At 65.5% G+C, this 14952-nt stretch carries 12 protein-coding genes; 5 read left to right on the plus strand and 7 right to left on the minus strand.

Annotation, left to right across the window (positions count from 1 at the left end):
• Positions 1-37: 37 nt before the first annotated feature.
• From U5A67_RS32150 to U5A67_RS32165, 4 genes are all read right to left on the minus strand, one after another.
• Positions 38-634 (minus strand): FMN-dependent NADH-azoreductase, encoded by a 597-nt coding sequence (locus tag U5A67_RS32150; RefSeq protein WP_205987724.1) that lies wholly within the window; start codon positions 632-634, stop codon positions 38-40.
• A 268-nt stretch (positions 635-902) separates the two neighbouring features.
• Complete coding sequence (locus tag U5A67_RS32155; protein ID WP_321817551.1) at positions 903-2693, minus strand: PDZ domain-containing protein; 1791 nt, start codon at positions 2691-2693, stop codon at positions 903-905.
• 164 nt (positions 2694-2857) lie between these two features.
• Positions 2858-3589: a DsbC family protein gene (locus U5A67_RS32160; RefSeq protein WP_205987722.1), complete on the minus strand. Its 732-nt coding sequence runs from the start codon at positions 3587-3589 to the stop codon at positions 2858-2860.
• Between the two features lie 204 nt (positions 3590-3793).
• Positions 3794-4966 carry a UbiH/UbiF family hydroxylase gene (locus tag U5A67_RS32165; protein ID WP_321817552.1) on the minus strand — a complete coding sequence of 391 codons (1173 nt, stop codon included), beginning with the start codon at positions 4964-4966 and terminating at the stop codon, positions 3794-3796.
• A 348-nt stretch (positions 4967-5314) separates the two neighbouring features.
• Between U5A67_RS32165 and ychF the strand changes: the two genes are divergently transcribed.
• The 3 genes from ychF to U5A67_RS32180 all read left to right on the plus strand — a co-directional run bounded on the left by ychF (position 5315) and on the right by U5A67_RS32180 (position 9690).
• Entirely contained in the window at positions 5315-6409 is a 1095-nt protein-coding gene (gene ychF, locus U5A67_RS32170; RefSeq protein ID WP_205987720.1) for a redox-regulated ATPase YchF, read from the plus strand.
• A 262-nt stretch (positions 6410-6671) separates the two neighbouring features.
• Positions 6672-8336, plus strand: a complete 1665-nt coding sequence (gene ettA, locus U5A67_RS32175) for an energy-dependent translational throttle protein EttA (RefSeq protein ID WP_205987719.1) — start codon at positions 6672-6674, stop codon at positions 8334-8336.
• Positions 8337-8496: 160 nt separating this feature from the next.
• Positions 8497-9690: a DUF748 domain-containing protein gene (locus U5A67_RS32180; protein ID WP_321817553.1), complete on the plus strand. Its 1194-nt coding sequence runs from the start codon at positions 8497-8499 to the stop codon at positions 9688-9690.
• A 7-nt stretch (positions 9691-9697) separates the two neighbouring features.
• Here U5A67_RS32180 and U5A67_RS32185 read toward each other — a convergent pair whose 3' ends face one another.
• The 3 genes from U5A67_RS32185 to U5A67_RS32195 all read right to left on the minus strand — a co-directional run bounded on the left by U5A67_RS32185 (position 9698) and on the right by U5A67_RS32195 (position 12557).
• Positions 9698-10321 carry an HAD family hydrolase gene (locus U5A67_RS32185; RefSeq protein WP_205987717.1) on the minus strand — a complete coding sequence of 208 codons (624 nt, stop codon included), beginning with the start codon at positions 10319-10321 and terminating at the stop codon, positions 9698-9700.
• 65 nt (positions 10322-10386) lie between these two features.
• A complete protein-coding gene (locus U5A67_RS32190; protein WP_321817554.1) occupies positions 10387-12201 on the minus strand; it encodes an aminopeptidase family protein P in 1815 nt (604 codons plus the stop codon).
• A gap of 92 nt (positions 12202-12293) precedes the next feature.
• Positions 12294-12557, minus strand: a complete 264-nt coding sequence (locus tag U5A67_RS32195; protein WP_321817555.1) for a hypothetical protein — start codon at positions 12555-12557, stop codon at positions 12294-12296.
• A 197-nt stretch (positions 12558-12754) separates the two neighbouring features.
• Here U5A67_RS32195 and U5A67_RS32200 point away from each other — a divergent pair, with 197 nt between their 5' ends.
• Together U5A67_RS32200 and hemA are read left to right on the plus strand one after the other, a co-directional pair.
• Complete coding sequence (locus U5A67_RS32200) at positions 12755-13501, plus strand: response regulator transcription factor (RefSeq protein WP_205987714.1); 747 nt, start codon at positions 12755-12757, stop codon at positions 13499-13501.
• 27 nt (positions 13502-13528) lie between these two features.
• Positions 13529-14899: a glutamyl-tRNA reductase gene (hemA, locus tag U5A67_RS32205; RefSeq protein WP_321817556.1), complete on the plus strand. Its 1371-nt coding sequence runs from the start codon at positions 13529-13531 to the stop codon at positions 14897-14899.
• Positions 14900-14952: the final 53 nt, after the last annotated feature.

The following is a 14952-nucleotide window of genomic DNA, read 5'->3' on the forward strand; positions in this document are numbered from 1 at the left end:
GCTTTGCCGCGCAACGAAGCGCGGCCTGCGTCATCGCTTAAGCAGCGGCGATGGCTTCGCGCGCGCCGGCGAGCGCTGCGCTGGCAGCTTCCGGGCCCATGTTCAGGCCTTCGGCGTAGATGAAGTTCACGTCGGTCATGCCGAGGAAGCCCAGGAACGACGTCAGGTACGGCGTCTGGCTGTCGTGCGCGGTGCCTTGGTACTTGCCGCCGCGTGCCGACACCACGAACACCTTCTTGCCCTTCACGAGGCCTTCGGGGCCGTTCGCCGTGTACTGGAACGTGATGCCAGCGCGGGCGATCCAGTCGAAGTACGTCTTCAGTTGCGACGAGATGCCGAAGTTGTACAGCGGCGCGCCGATCACGACGATGTCGGCGGCTTGCAGTTCGGCGATCAGTGCTTCGCTGCGTGCGGCGATAGCCTGCTGTTCCGGCGTGCGCTGGTCGGCGGGCGTGAAGAACGCGCCGAGGACGCTGTCGTCCAGGTGCGGCAGCGGATCGGCCTGCAGATTACGCGAGACGACTTGCGCGCCCGGATTCGATTGTTGCAGCTTGGCCGTCAATTCGTTGACGAGCAGCGTCGACTGGGCGCCTTGCGAGCGGGCGGCGGAATTGATTTGCAGGATCGTGGTCATGGTCACTCCTTCGGGTCTGTGTGCGCGGTGTTGCGCGAGTGGAGCCATTGTGTTTTTTTGCTGCGCCCCGAAAAAGTAGCCCGCCGATGACGGATTGTTGCAACGGTAGAACAATCGCGGGCATAAAAAACGGCGGGGCCGGATCGGCCTCGCCGCATCGTGTGGGGTGCGGCGGCGTTCGTCGCGCCGCCGGATCAAGCGATCAGACCGGGTTCAAGCCAGGTTCAAGCCAGGTTCAAGCCAGGTTCAAGCCAGGCTCAAGCCAAGATCAGGCCGCCAGCCAGCGATCGCGCAGCGTGCGCGAGGCCGGGCGCTTGTCGGTGACGCTGAGCTTGTAGCGCGCGATATCGGGCGCGTCGAGCGTGAGGCGCGCAACGCGCAGTTCGTCGCGGCGGAACGCGTGGATCTCCACCTTCGCGCCCGCTTGATAGCGCGAGAGCAGCATGTCGAGATTGCCGCCCGTCACGCGCAGGCCGTCGAGCGCGATCACCACATCGCCGGCCGATAGCCCGGCCTTCTGCGCCGCGCCGCCTTCGTAGACCACCGCGAGCGTGGCTTCCGCGCCGCCGCGCAGGCGCGCGCCCAGCGACGGCTTTGCGCCGCGTTCCGGCTCGCCTTCGAGCTTGACGCCGAACGGCTCCAGCAGCGTCGCCAGCGGCAGATCGCGCGTGCCGCGCACGGCATCGGCGAACAGCGCGCCCAGTTCCACGCCGGTGGCTTCGGCGATCAGCGCTTCGACATCGTCCTCGCCCACGCCCACCGGCTTGCCGCGATAGAAGTCGCGGCCGTAGCGCTGCCACAGCAGACGCATCACATCGTCGAGCGATTTGCGGCCGCTGGTTTCCGTGCGGATCGCCAGATCGAAGGCGAGCGCGACCAGCGAGCCCTTCGTGTAATAGCTGACGATGGCGTTGGCCGCGTTCTCGTCCTGGCGGTAGTACTTGACCCACGCGTCGAACGAGCTTTCCGCGACGCTCTGCTTCAGGCGCCCCGCGCCGCGCAGCACCCCGGCCACCGTCTTGCCGACGAGGCCGAAGTAGTCATCGACGGAAATCAGGCCGCTGCGCACCAGCACCAGATCGTCGTAGTAGGACGTGAAACCTTCGAACAGCCACAGCAGCGAGGTGTAGTCCTCCTGCGTGAGGTCGTAGGGCACGAAGGCCGCGGGCTTGATGCGCTTGACGTTCCAGGTGTGGAAATACTCGTGGCTGCACAGACCCAGATAGGTGCGGTAGCCCTCGGTCATCTCGGTCTTGCCTTTCACGGGCAGATCGGTGCGATTGCAGATGAGCGCCGTCGATGCGCGGTGTTCGAGGCCGCCGTAACCGTCGCTCACGGCCTGCGTCATGAAGACGTAGCGCTCCATCGGCGCGCGTTTGGTGCGCGGCTCGAACATTGCGATCTGCGCTTCGCAGATCTTCTTCAGATCGTTCGACAGACGCTCCATGTCGAGCGCCACCACGCGGCCGGCGATCACGATGTCGTGCGGCACGTCATGCGCCTTGAAGCTCGCGAGCGTGAATTCACCGAGCGTCACCGGATGATCGATCAGCTCGTCGTAGTTCGCCGCCGTGTAGTCGCCGAAGCCATAGCGCTTGGTGCCGCGCGCTTCCGGCAGCGCGGTCGCCACGCGCCAGTGACGGAACGCGTGACCGTCCGGGCGCTGGATATCGACGATATGTTGCGCGTCCTCATGGCCGAGCGCCGCGAGAAACACGCTCGTGCCGTTGAAGAAGCCGGTCATGTCGTCCAGATGCGCGGCGCGCACCGACAGATCCCACGCGTACACCTCGTAGCGCAGCGTGAGCGCGCCCTTGACCGGCGCGGCCTGCCACGAATGCTTGTCGGTCTTGGTCACGCGCACCTTGCGGCCCGCTTCGTTGGTGGCGCGCAGCGTGACGATGTTGCGCGCGAATTCGCGCACCATGTAGCTGCCCGGAATCCACACGGGCAGCATGAAGCGCTGGCCGTCCGGCGCGGGATCGGCAACGGTGAGCGTCACCTCGAACAGATGCGCGGCGGGATTCTTCGGGACGATGGTGTATCGGATCGGCTTCATCGGCTAGGTGTGGTGACGATTCGGTAAGCGTTAGGTCCAGCGCTCGCGCGGCGTGGCGCTCGTGGCGCGCGTCTGCGAAACGCGGGACGGCAAAAATTCGGCGAAAAATCCGGCAGACAAAAAAGTACCGGCCGCAGAAGCGGCCGGCGGATTCGGGCGAGGCGTCAGTGCGCGGCGCTCAGCTCGCTTTCGAGCTTGTCGGCGCTGACCGCGCCCGGCAGGCGGCGGCCATCGGCCAGAATCACGGTGGGCGTGCCGTTCACGTTCATCTTCGCGCCCAGCTTCAGATTGCTGTCGATCGCGGCCGTGTTGCAGGTGCCCGCAGCGGTGGGCGCCTTGCGGTCCACCATCCACGATTCCCACGCCTTGGCGCGGTCCGTCGAGCACCAGATCGACTTGGCCTTGGCCGTCGAATCGTCCGAGAGCACCGGATAGAGGAAGGTGTAGACCGTCACGTTGTCGATCGACTTGAGCGTGGTCTCGAGCTGATGGCAGTACGGGCAGTTCGGATCGGAGAACACCGCGATCGTGCGCTTGCCGTTGCCCTTCACCACCTTCACCGCGTTTTCGAACGGCAGCTTGGCAAAATCGACCTTGTTCAGTTCGGCCAGACGCGCTTCGGTGAGATTGCGGTGCGCTTTCGTATCGACGAGATCGCCGGTCAGCACGTAGTCGCCGTTGACGTCGCTATAAATGATCTGCGTGCCGAGGTTCACCTCGTACAGACCGGCGACGGGCGCTTTCTGGATGCCCTTGATATCGCCGGCATCGACGCCCAGACGCTGCTGCAGCGCGGCCTTGATCTTGTCGGTGGTCTGGTCGGCCTGTGCCGAGCAGCCGAGCACCGAGGCGGCCGCCGCGACGACGAGCGCGGCAATGCGGATACGCTTTTGCATGGAATGCTTTCCTGATTCGGGAACGCGGCGCAGGTTCGGTGCGCGACACGGTCCAGGTGAAATTCGGGCGCGGATCGGATCGATATCGGTCGATTCGATCGAACCTGACGCCGGCACGGCCTGATCCGCCATTCTAAGCCGCTTGAGGCCTGGAGCAACGGAAATGCCCGCGCGGCGCCTGGGAGTTGCAGGGGCGGCGATAAATCAGCCGAGCGCCGCGGCGACGAGCCAGCGTTTGACGAGCGGCTGCGCGCCGACAAACGCCATGCCGGTGTTGCGCACCGCGCGCGCGATCGTGCCGGGCACGGCGAAGAGGCGCTGCAGACCGTCGGTGGCCACGACGAGCTTTTGAATGTCCTCGCGACGGCCGCGCTCATAGCGGCGCAGCAGCACGGTATCGCCGAGATCGCGGAACGCTTCCTTCTTCGCGATCACGTCGACCAGCGCAGCCACGTCGCGCAGGCCCAGGTTCACGCCCTGCCCGGCGAGCGGGTGAATCAGGTGCGCGGCGTCGCCCACCAGCGCGACGCGCGGCGCAATCAGCTTGTCGACCGTTTGCAGCGAAAGCGGGAAACCGCGCGCGGGCGTCACGCATTCGAGCGCGCCGTGCAGATTTTGCGTGGCGCGTTCGACTTCGGCGGCGAGTTGTTCGGGTTCGAGCTTGAGGAGCGCTTCGGCATGCTCGCTCTGCGCGGACCACACGAGCGAGACGTGCTGATCGGGCAACGGCAGCAACGCGATGATCTCGCCATCGCGGAACCACTGGTACGCGCATTCGCCGTGCGGCTTCTGCGCGCGGAAATTGGCAACCACGCCGGTCTGCCGGTAATCGCGGCGATCGACCTTCGAACCGATCTGCGAGCGCACCCAGGAATGCGCGCCGTCGGCGCCCACGGCCAGATCGGCTTCGATCGTGCGGCCGTTGGCGAGGCCGATCACGGCGGCGTCCGGCTTGATGTCGAGCGTTTGCGCGCGCGAATCGATCCAGGTGAGATTGGGCTGGAAATGCAGCGCGGAATCCAGCGCGCGCTCGACCAGCGACGATTCGGCGATCCACGCGAGGTGCGAAACCGAAGCCTGATACGCCGAGAAGTGCAGTTCCGCGGCCGCGTCGCCGAACACGCGCATGTCGTAGACCGGCGTGAGGCGCGTGGCGTCGACCGCCTGCCAGACCCGCAGCCGCTCGAACAGCGCCTGGGAGCTGCGCGAGAAAGCGTAGACGCGCGCGTCGAACACGGCGCCGGGCGGCAGCGGCGCGCAGGGTTGCGCGAGCAGCGCCACGCGCAGGCCGTTCTGGGTCAGCGCCAGCGCCGCCGACTTGCCGACGAGCCCGCCGCCGATCACGGCGACATCAAAGGTCTGGTTGCTTGCAGTCATCCGCGCATTATAGCTGCGGGGCCTTGTCTGACAGGGCCGGATGGGCAGCCCGGCGCACCGCCGCTTGCGTTACGGCAAGCGGGCGCGGTGGCTTGCCGCAGGGACTTCGGCGCCCGCACCGGATCGCGCCCTTTGCGCCGCTTGCGCATCGCGCCACAGCCATCGTCAAAGCCATGCGCGGACAAGGTTACAATTACGGTTTTCGTGACTTCGCGTCACGCCCCTGACGTGCATTTTCGTGCCATCCGGGCTGCCCGCCAGGCGCTCCCGCGCCAGCCGGTCCGGCCCCGCAGCTCACGCCCGACCCCGGCGAGCCGCACGTCGCCACCCTGACATGCAGAGAATTTCATGAGCCTCAAATGCGGCATCGTCGGCCTGCCCAACGTCGGCAAGTCCACCCTCTTCAACGCGCTGACCAAAGCCGGCATCGCGGCTGAAAACTATCCGTTCTGCACGATCGAGCCGAACGTCGGCGTCGTGGAAGTGCCGGACCCGCGTCTGAAGGCGCTCTCCGAGATCGTCAAGCCCGAGCGCGTCGTGCCGGCCGTGGTCGAATTCGTCGACATCGCCGGTCTGGTCGCGGGCGCGAGCAAGGGTGAAGGTCTGGGCAACCAGTTCCTCGCCAACATCCGCGAAACCGATGCGATCACCCACGTCGTGCGCTGCTTCGAAGACGAGAACGTGATTCACGTCGCCGGCAAGGTCGATCCGCTCGCCGACATCGAAGTCATCAACACCGAACTGGCGCTGGCCGACCTCAGCACCGTCGAAAAGTCGCTCACGCGCTACTCGAAGGCGGCCAAGTCGGGTAACGACAAGGAAGCGGCGAAGCTCGTCGCCGTGCTGGAGCGCGTGCGCGCCCAGCTCGACCAGGCCAAGCCCGTGCGTGCGCTCGACCTGAACGAAGACGAACAGGCGCTCCTCAAGCCGTTCTGCCTGATCACGGCGAAGAAGACGATGTACGTCGCCAACGTGAAGGACGACGGCTTCGACAACAACCCGTACCTCGACGCCGTGCGCAAGCACGCCGAAGCCGAAGGTGCGCCGGTCGTGGCCGTGTGCGCCGCGATCGAAGCGGAAATCGCCGATCTGGACGACGAAGACAAGATCGCCTTCCTCTCGGACATGGGCATGGAAGAGCCGGGCCTCGACCGCGTGATCCGCGCGGGCTTCCGTCTGCTCGGTCTGCAAACGTACTTCACGGCAGGCGTGAAGGAAGTGCGCGCGTGGACGATTCACGTTGGCGATACGGCCCCGCAGGCCGCCGGCGCGATCCACACGGACTTCGAGCGCGGCTTCATCCGCGCGCAGACCATCGCGTTCGACGACTACATCCAGTACAAGGGCGAAACCGGCGCGAAGGAAGCCGGCAAGATGCGCGCCGAAGGCAAGGAATATGTCGTGCACGACGGCGACGTGATGAACTTCCTGTTCAACGTTTAAGCGACGCTGTCTGGAAGTGCCGAAAAGCCCGCCTGCAAGCGGGCTTTTTTGCGGGCTTGTTTGCGAGCCTAACGGCGGGCTGTACGGCGACTAGCCACGCGTCGCTCCCCCATCGCCCGCGCCCCGTACAATAGCGGTTTGCGCATTTCCGCATTCGCGGTTTCGACGCGGCATCCCCAGCCTCGCTGGACGCCATCGCCGCGTTTCAAGACTGAATGCCGCCCCTTTTTCTCCCGCTTTTTCAGACTCCAAAGACACTCTCATGGCCCAATACGTCTTCACCATGAACCGGGTCGGCAAGATCGTGCCGCCCAAGCGCCAGATCCTGAAGGACATTTCGCTGTCGTTCTTCCCCGGCGCGAAGATCGGTCTGCTCGGCCTGAACGGCTCGGGCAAGTCCACACTCATCAAGATCATGGCCGGCGTCGACAAGGACATCGAAGGCGAAGCCACGCCGATGCCGAACCTGAACATCGGCTACCTGCCGCAGGAACCGCAGCTCGACCCGGAAAAGACCGTGCGCGAAGCGGTCGAAGAAGGTCTGGGCGAAGTGTTCGGCGCGCAAAAGAAGCTCGACGAGATCTACGCCGCCTACGCGGAACCGGACGCCGACTTCGACGCGCTGGCCGCCGAACAGGCGAAGTACGAAGCGATCCTCGCCACGTCTGACGGCAGCGCGGAACAGCAGATCGAAATCGCCGCCGACGCGCTGCGTCTGCCGGCATGGGACGCGAAGATCGGCAATCTGTCGGGCGGTGAAAAGCGCCGCGTCGCGCTGTGCAAGCTGCTGCTCGAAAAGCCCGACATGCTGCTGCTGGATGAGCCGACCAACCACCTTGACGCCGAATCCGTCGAGTGGCTCGAACAGTTCCTCACGCGCTTCCCGGGCACGGTCGTGGCCGTCACCCACGATCGCTACTTCCTGGATAACGCCGCCGAGTGGATTCTCGAACTCGACCGTGGCCACGGCATTCCCTGGAAGGGCAACTACTCCAGCTGGCTCGACCAGAAGGAAGACCGCCTGAAGCAGGAAGAAGCGACGGAATCGGCGCGCCAGAAGGCCATCAAGAAGGAACTGGAGTGGGTGCGCCAGAACCCGAAGGGCCGTCAGGCGAAGTCGAAGGCGCGTATCGCCCGCTTCGAGGAACTGTCGAGCTCGGATTACCAGAAGCGCAACGAAACGCAGGAAATCTTCATTCCGGCGGGCGAGCGTCTGGGCAACGAAGTCATCGAGTTCAAGAACGTCAGCAAGTCGTACGGCGACCGTCTGCTGATCGACGATCTCAGCTTCAAGATTCCGGCGGGCGCGATCGTCGGCATCATCGGCCCGAACGGCGCCGGTAAGTCGACGCTGTTCCGCATGCTCACGGGCAAGGAACAGCCGGATTCGGGCGAAATCGTGCAAGGCCCGACGGTCAAGCTCGCCTACGTCGATCAAAGCCGCGACGCGCTGGCGTCGAACAAGACCGTGTTCGAGGAAATCTCGGGCGGCGCGGACGTGCTGACGGTGGGCAAGTACGAAACGCCGTCGCGCGCGTACATCGGCCGCTTCAACTTCAAGGGCGGCGATCAGCAGAAGATCGTCGGCAATCTGTCGGGTGGTGAGCGCGGCCGTCTGCATCTGGCCAAGACGCTGATCTCGGGCGGCAACGTCCTGCTGCTGGACGAACCGTCGAACGACCTCGACGTCGAAACGCTGCGCGCGCTCGAAGACGCGCTGCTCGAATTCGCGGGTTCGGTGATGGTGATTTCCCACGATCGCTGGTTCCTCGACCGTATCGCCACGCACATCCTGGCGTTCGAAGGCGACTCGCAAGTCACGTTCTTCGACGGCAACTACCAGGAATACGAAGCCGACAAGATCAAGCGTCTGGGCGAAGAAGCCGCGCGTCCGAAGCGTCTGCGCTACAAGCCGATCAGCCGTTAATCCCGGCGGTGTATCGACGAAAACGGCAGCCTGCGGGCTGCCGTTTTTTTTCGCGCGCATGCCGTGACGCCGCGCATCTGCGGCACGGCGGTTGCTGGATGCGGCTACGCTTGAAGCCTTGTCCGCTCACGCCGCACTGTCTCCCGCCGAGGTGCACCGCATGTCGACGCCGAACCGCCACCGTCCGGCTTCCCGAATTCTGTTGATCGTCGCGATGGTCGTCGTGGCGCTGTTGGTGCTCGCGTTCGGCGCGCTGTACGCGCTGCAGCGCGAGGCCAAAGCGCGCGTGGAAGCGGCGCTCGCGCCCATCGGCACGGCGGCGCAGGTGAACGTGGCGTTCTGGCTCACCTCGGTCGAACTCACCGACGTGCGCCTCAAACCGCCGCCCGACTGGCCGGCCGCCGACATGCTGCGCGCCGGCCGCATCACCATCACGCCCGATCTGCGCGCCCTGCTTTCGAACCGCGTACACGTGCGCGAAGTGCACCTGAGCGATTTCACGATGACGGTGCTGCGCCGCCCGAACGGTTCGATCGCGCTGCTGCCGAATCTGCGGCGCGAAATGGAAGCGGCAAGCGCTGGCCCGGCATCTTCGGCATCGGGCGCTGCGAGCGACAGCGTTATCAAACTTCCCAGCGAAAAGCTGATCGACCACATCGTCTTCGACAATGGCCGCTTCGTGTTCTACGACCGCTCGGTGGGCAATCCGCCGTGGCGCGTGACGGTGAGCGACGCCCACGCGAGCGTCGATCACGTGCAATTACCCACGCTCGACGAACCCACGCACGTCGCGGTCACGGGCGCGATCAAGGGTCCGGCACACACCGGCCACGTGAGTTTCGAAGGCACCATCCGCATCGCGAGCAAGGACTCGCAGACGCATACGGTGCTGCGCGGCGTGGACATCCTCACGCTCGATCCTTATCTGCTGAAAAAAGCCGGCGCGAAGACCCGTATCACCGGCGGCACGCTCGATCTCGATCTCACCGCGACGGTGCGCGGCTATCGCCTGCACGCGCCTGGCGTGGTGACGATCCGCCAGCTTCAACTGGCCGAAAGCAGCGATCCGCTCGATACCTTCATGTCGATTCCGACGCGCGCCGCCGTCGCCGCGCTCAAGTCGCACAAGGGCGACATCACGCTGCATTTCGTACTCGACGGAGATTTGCACGATCCGAAGTTCAAGCTCAACGAGAGCCTGATGACCGAGTTGCGCGCGGGCTTCGCGCAGGCGCTCGGGGTGAGCGCGCAAGGTGTGGCGCAAGGCGCCGGACAAACCGCAAAGGGCATCGCCGACGCGCTGCGCAGCCTGTTCGTCAAACCGGCGCAGCCTGCCGCGCCGGCTTCAAAGTGACGCCGGCTTAAACCGGCAGACCGAGTTCGCGCAGCTTCGCATCGGTGCCGGCGTTGCTCGTGTGATGCACCGCATGCCAGCCGAGCTTCGTGGCGGTCGCGGCGTTGTGCGGGTTGTCGTCGATAAAAACGAGTTCGTCGGGCTGCACGCCGGGCAGTTGCGCTTCGATGCGGCGGAACATCTCGTGGTAAATCGCCGGATCGGGCTTCGCGAGCCGCACGCGCCCCGAGACCACCACATCGCGGCAACGGCGCAGGATGCCGAAGCGCTCCCACGCCCACGGAAAAGTTTCCGCCGACCAGTTGGTCAGACCGAAGATCGGCACATTGGCGGCTTCCAGACGCTCGAACGTGGCCACGCCGCCTTCGAGCAGCCCGCCGATCATCTCGTGCCAGCGCTCGTAGAAAGCGCGGATCAGCGCTTCGTGCCCGGGAAAGCGCGCGACCAGTTCTTCGGTGCCGACGGCGATCGGCTCGCCGCCGTCCTGACGCACGACCCAGTCCATCGCGCAGACGTGGGTGAGAAACCAGCGGCGTTCGTCGTCGTTGGGAATCAGCTTGCGATAGAGATACTCAGGACTCCAGTCCACCAGCACTCCGCCGAAATCGAACACCACTGCCTTGATCGCCATGCGCCTGCGCTCCCTGGGTTTGCGTTGCGTTTGCGTTGCGTTTGCGTTGCTCCGCCGTTGAAAGGTCAGATCGGCTGCGTGCGCTTTTCGAGCCACGCCAGCGCATCGCCGCTGACGTGCGGCGAGACGCGTTCGCGAACCGTCTGATGGTACGCATTGAGCCACGCGCGCTCGTCTTCGCGCAACAGCGCCAGATCAATGCAACGCGTATCAATCGGACAAAGCGTCAGCGTTTCGAACTTCAGGAAATCGCCGAATTCGGTCGCGCCCGCGCTCACGTTGAGCACGAGGTTTTCGATCCGCACGCCCCACTTGCCCGGACGATAGATGCCCGGCTCGTTCGAGGTGATCATGCCCTCTTCCATCGCGGTCCACGGCTCGGCCGGCGCGTAGTGCGAGATCACCTGCGGGCCTTCGTGCACGTTCAGGAAGTAGCCCACGCCGTGACCGGTGCCGTGACCGTAATCGGCGCCCGCTTCCCAGATCGGCGCACGCGCGATGGCGTCGAGCATCGGCGAGCGGATGCCGCGCGGGAACTGCGCACGCGAGAGCGCCATCATGCCCTTGAGCACCAGCGTGAAGTCGCGCTTTTGCTCCGCGCTGGGCGTGCCCACGGGCACCACGCGGGTGATGTCGGTGGTGCCGTCCAGGTACTGGCCGCCCGAATCGATCAGCAGCAGGCCATCGCCTTCGATCACGCTATGCGACTGTTCGGTCGCGCGGTAATGCGGCATCGCGCCATTTGCGTTGAAGCCCGCAATCGTCGAGAACGACAGCGACACATAGCCCGGACGGCGCGCGCGCGCCGCCGTGAGCTTTTCGTCGACGGTGAGTTCGGTGATGGTTTCGTGGCCCAGCGCCGCTTCGAACCACGCGAAGAATTCGGCCAGCGCCGCGCCGTCCTGCTCCATGGTCGCGCGCACGTGCTGCGCTTCCACGGCCGTCTTGCGCGACTTCAGATAGGTGCTCGGATTCAGCGCCTCGACCAGCTTCACCTGCGCCGGCACCGCTTCGAGCACGCCGAAGGTCACGCGGCGCGGATCGACCAGCAGCGCAGCGCCCGCAGGCAGCGCGCCGAGCGCCGCCGCGGTTTGCGCGTAAGGCACGACGCGCACGTTGTCGCGCGCGAGCGATTGCACGAGATCGGCGGACACCTTGCCGTCGGCGACGAACAGCGTTGCATCGTCCGGGCCGATCAGCGCGTGCGCGACGAACACCGGGTTGTAGTTCACGTCGGTGCCGCGCAGATTGAACAGCCACGCGAGGTCATCGAGCGTCGAAACGAAGTGCCACTGCGCGCCCAGTTCGGCCATCGCCGCGCGCACCTGCGCGAGCTTGCCCGCGCGTTGCGCGTCGGCGTGCGGCGCGACGTGCTCGTACACCGGCTCGACCGGCAGCGAGGGACGCGCGCTCCAGACATCGTCGAGCAGATCGAGATCGGTGCGCAGCTTGACGTCGCGCGCTTCGAGCGCCTCGGCCAGCGCACGCGCCGAGGCCACGCCCAGCACGGCGCCATCCACCGCGACCGCGCCGCCCGCAGGCACGTTCTGCGCGAGCCAGGCGATGTGCGGCGCGCTCTGCTGGCCGGCCGTCATCTTCATCAGTTGCACGCCGGTGCCGGCGAGCTGGTTTTCGGCCTGCACCCAGTAGCGGCTATCGACCCACACGCCCGCGAAATCCTTCGTCACGACCAGCGTGCCCACCGAGCCCGTGAAGCCCGACAGCCACTCGCGGCCCTGCCAGCGGCGCGGCAGATATTCGGAGAGATGCGGATCGGCGGACGGCACGAGGGCGGCGTCCACGGCGGCAGCGGCCATGGCGACACGCAGCGCGGCAATGCGTTCGGGAGTCGTGGACGTTTCGGGGAGTCGGGCGTTCATGTTTTCACCTGCGAGAGTAGTGATGCGCGTGGGGCGCTATTCGAACCTTGGATAGGCATTAATCAGGTGCGCATTGGCGGATGTCTGGGCGGTCAGCGGCGGGCGCGCAGCGCCACCAGCACGGCCACGAAGACAAACGCGACGGCCGTGCAGACCGGCCATTCGAGCAGTTCGCCATCGTAGAAAAGACCGGTCGCGCGGCCCGCCGTTTTCGCGAGCGCCGCGCCAATGAGCGCAGCGGCAATCGCGAGCAGGAGCGTGCGAGCGGCGGGCCCGGAGGCGCGGCGCAGCGGATGGAGCAGCCATCCCGCGAAACCCGTGGCGAGTCCGAGCACGACGATGCCTGGCCAGCCCATTAGCGCTTTGTCCTAAGGAATTTCAGACGAGTCCTATAGGACTGCAAGAGGGCGGCGGATAGCATTCTTTTGTCTCTTTTACAACAGTATTTTTACCGGAAAACGGTCGGCTTGGCGCTTCCCGCGTAGCGGTTGAGTGTAGGGGGCGGGATGGCGCAAGGCAAGCGCACCCCGGCCCGCCCTGGCTGGACACCCCTATGCGAATCGCTCTTGTCGAACCTGACGCGCGCCAGGCCGAAATCATCGAACGTCTGCTGATTGCAGGCGGTCACGCCTGTCGCCATTTCCCTCTCGGCGCTCCGCTCGTCGAAGCGCTCGAAGACGACGCCTTCGACCTGCTGATGGCCGCCTACTGGTGCGGCGACGCCGGCGGCGACGAACTCATCCCGCGTGTGCGCCGTCTGCTGCCGGGCCTGCCCGCCATCGTGCTGATGGCCTCGCCGCACGAAAGCGAAATCGTCGCCAGCCTCCAGGCCGGTGCAGACGACTGCATCGCCAAGCCGGTACGCGGCCCCGAAATGCTCGCCCGCATCGACGCGCTGCTGCGCCGCGCCGGCGTGCGCCGCCCGCGCAATCGCGCGCACTATGGTTTCGGCGATTATCAATTCGATTCGGCGCGCTACGCGGTCACTTTCAGGGGCCATAGCGTCACGCTCACGCCCAAGGAATTTCGCTTCGCACTGCTGCTTTTCACCAATGCATCGCGCCCCGTTTCGCGCGCGCGCATTCTGGAAACGGTCTGGAATCTGAACCGCGACGTTCGGTCGCGCACGCTCGATACGCACGCCTCGCGGCTGCGCAGCAAATTGCAGCTCGGGCCCGAGCATGGCTGGCGCTTAACCACGCTATACGGCTACGGATATCAACTCGAACGACTGCCGATTAATACTGGGGAGGACGCTGACATTGCCGACGCCAATGTCAGAAGCGCGGAAAAGTTATAATATCCGCCTAAATCTTCGCCCCATGGTATGCAGCTTCTAACGATCGGAATCAATCACCACACCGCGCCCGTCGCCTTGCGCGAACGCGTGGCGTTTCCGCTCGAACAGATCAAACCGGCCCTCGAACTCTTCAAAGAGGCGTGGACCGGCGGCAAGCGCTCCCTCAGCGCGCCCGAAGCTGCCATCCTCTCCACCTGCAACCGCACCGAACTCTACTGCGCGACCGACGCGCAGGCTTCGCGCGACTCCGCGGTGGAATGGCTCTCGCACTATCACGGTATCCGCGCCGAGGAACTCGCGCCGCACGTCTATACGCTGCCGCAGTCCGAAGCCGTGCGTCACGCGTTTCGCGTGGCCTCGGGTCTCGATTCGATGGTGCTGGGCGAAACCCAGATCGTCGGTCAGATGAAAACGGCCGTGCGCACCGCCACCGAGGCTGGCGCGCTGGGCACCTATCTGAACCAGCTGTTCCAGCGCACCTTCGCCGTGGCGAAGGAAGTGCGCAGCACCACGGAAATCGGGGCGCAATCGGTATCGATGGCCGCCGCCGCCGTGCGTCTCGCGCAGCGCATCTTCGACAAGATCGCCAACCAGCGCGTGCTGTTCATCGGCGCGGGCGAAATGATCGAGCTGTGCGCCGCGCACTTCGCCGCGCAGCAGCCGCGCGAACTGGTGGTCGCCAATCGCACCGCCGAACGCGGCCGCTCTGTTGCAGAACGTTTCGGCGGCAAGTCGATTCCGCTCTCCGAGCTGCCCGCGCGCATGCACGAGTTCGACATCATCGTGTCGTGTACGGCCTCCACGCTGCCGATCATCGGTCTGGGCGCGGTCGAGCGTGCGGTGAAAGCGCGCCGTCACCGTCCGATCTTCATGGTCGACCTCGCCGTGCCGCGCGATATCGAAGCCGAAGTCGGCCAGCTCGAAGACGTGTTCCTCTACACCGTCGACGACCTCGGCACCATCGTGCGCGAAGGCAATGCTTCGCGTCAGGCGGCGGTTGCGCAGGCCGAAACCATCATCGAATCGCGCGTGGCGAACTTCATGCAGTGGCTCGACTCGCGCAGCATCGTGCCAGTGATCCGCCACATGCACACGCAAGCCGACGCGCTGCGCCGCGCCGAACTCGATCGCGCGCGCAAGATGCTCGCGCGCGGCGAAGATCCGTCCGCCGTGCTCGAAGCGCTGTCGCAGGCGCTCACGAACAAGCTGATCCACGGCCCGACGCACGCGCTCAACACGTCGAGCGGCGAAAGCCGCGATTCGCTGATCGAGCTGATGAGCGGTTTCTATCGCCACGGCCAGCTGGCCAAAGGCAACGATGCGCGCGAGCCGCAGACCACCGCGCAGGCATCGAACCTCGACGAATCGTCCAACGCGTCCGGCTCTTCGGACCGTTAGCGGCACTCGCCGCGCCAAACGTCCGCGCATGGCATTTGCGCGGCAACGCCTGG

It is taken from the genome of Paraburkholderia sp. J69-1 (genome assembly GCF_905220255.1).
GTDB lineage: Bacteria > Pseudomonadota > Gammaproteobacteria > Burkholderiales > Burkholderiaceae > Paraburkholderia.

Excerpts from the sequence above, each read along its gene's own strand:
- ychF (WP_205987720.1), top strand. The coding sequence starts at position 5,315 with ATGAGCCTCAAATGCGGCATCGTCGGCCTGCCCAACGTCGGCAAGTCC.
- U5A67_RS32195 (WP_321817555.1), bottom strand. The coding sequence starts at position 12,557 with ATGGGCTGGCCAGGCATCGTCGTGCTCGGACTCGCCACGGGTTTCGCG.
- U5A67_RS32160 (WP_205987722.1), bottom strand. The coding sequence starts at position 3,589 with ATGCAAAAGCGTATCCGCATTGCCGCGCTCGTCGTCGCGGCGGCCGCC.
- U5A67_RS32190 (WP_321817554.1), bottom strand. The coding sequence starts at position 12,201 with ATGAACGCCCGACTCCCCGAAACGTCCACGACTCCCGAACGCATTGCC.
- U5A67_RS32200 (WP_205987714.1), top strand. The coding sequence starts at position 12,755 with ATGCGAATCGCTCTTGTCGAACCTGACGCGCGCCAGGCCGAAATCATC.
- hemA (WP_321817556.1), top strand. The coding sequence starts at position 13,529 with ATGCAGCTTCTAACGATCGGAATCAATCACCACACCGCGCCCGTCGCC.
- U5A67_RS32165 (WP_321817552.1), bottom strand. The coding sequence starts at position 4,966 with ATGACTGCAAGCAACCAGACCTTTGATGTCGCCGTGATCGGCGGCGGG.
- U5A67_RS32180 (WP_321817553.1), top strand. The coding sequence starts at position 8,497 with ATGTCGACGCCGAACCGCCACCGTCCGGCTTCCCGAATTCTGTTGATC.
- ettA (WP_205987719.1), top strand. The coding sequence starts at position 6,672 with ATGGCCCAATACGTCTTCACCATGAACCGGGTCGGCAAGATCGTGCCG.
- U5A67_RS32155 (WP_321817551.1), bottom strand. The coding sequence starts at position 2,693 with ATGAAGCCGATCCGATACACCATCGTCCCGAAGAATCCCGCCGCGCAT.
- U5A67_RS32185 (WP_205987717.1), bottom strand. The coding sequence starts at position 10,321 with ATGGCGATCAAGGCAGTGGTGTTCGATTTCGGCGGAGTGCTGGTGGAC.
- U5A67_RS32150 (WP_205987724.1), bottom strand. The coding sequence starts at position 634 with ATGACCACGATCCTGCAAATCAATTCCGCCGCCCGCTCGCAAGGCGCC.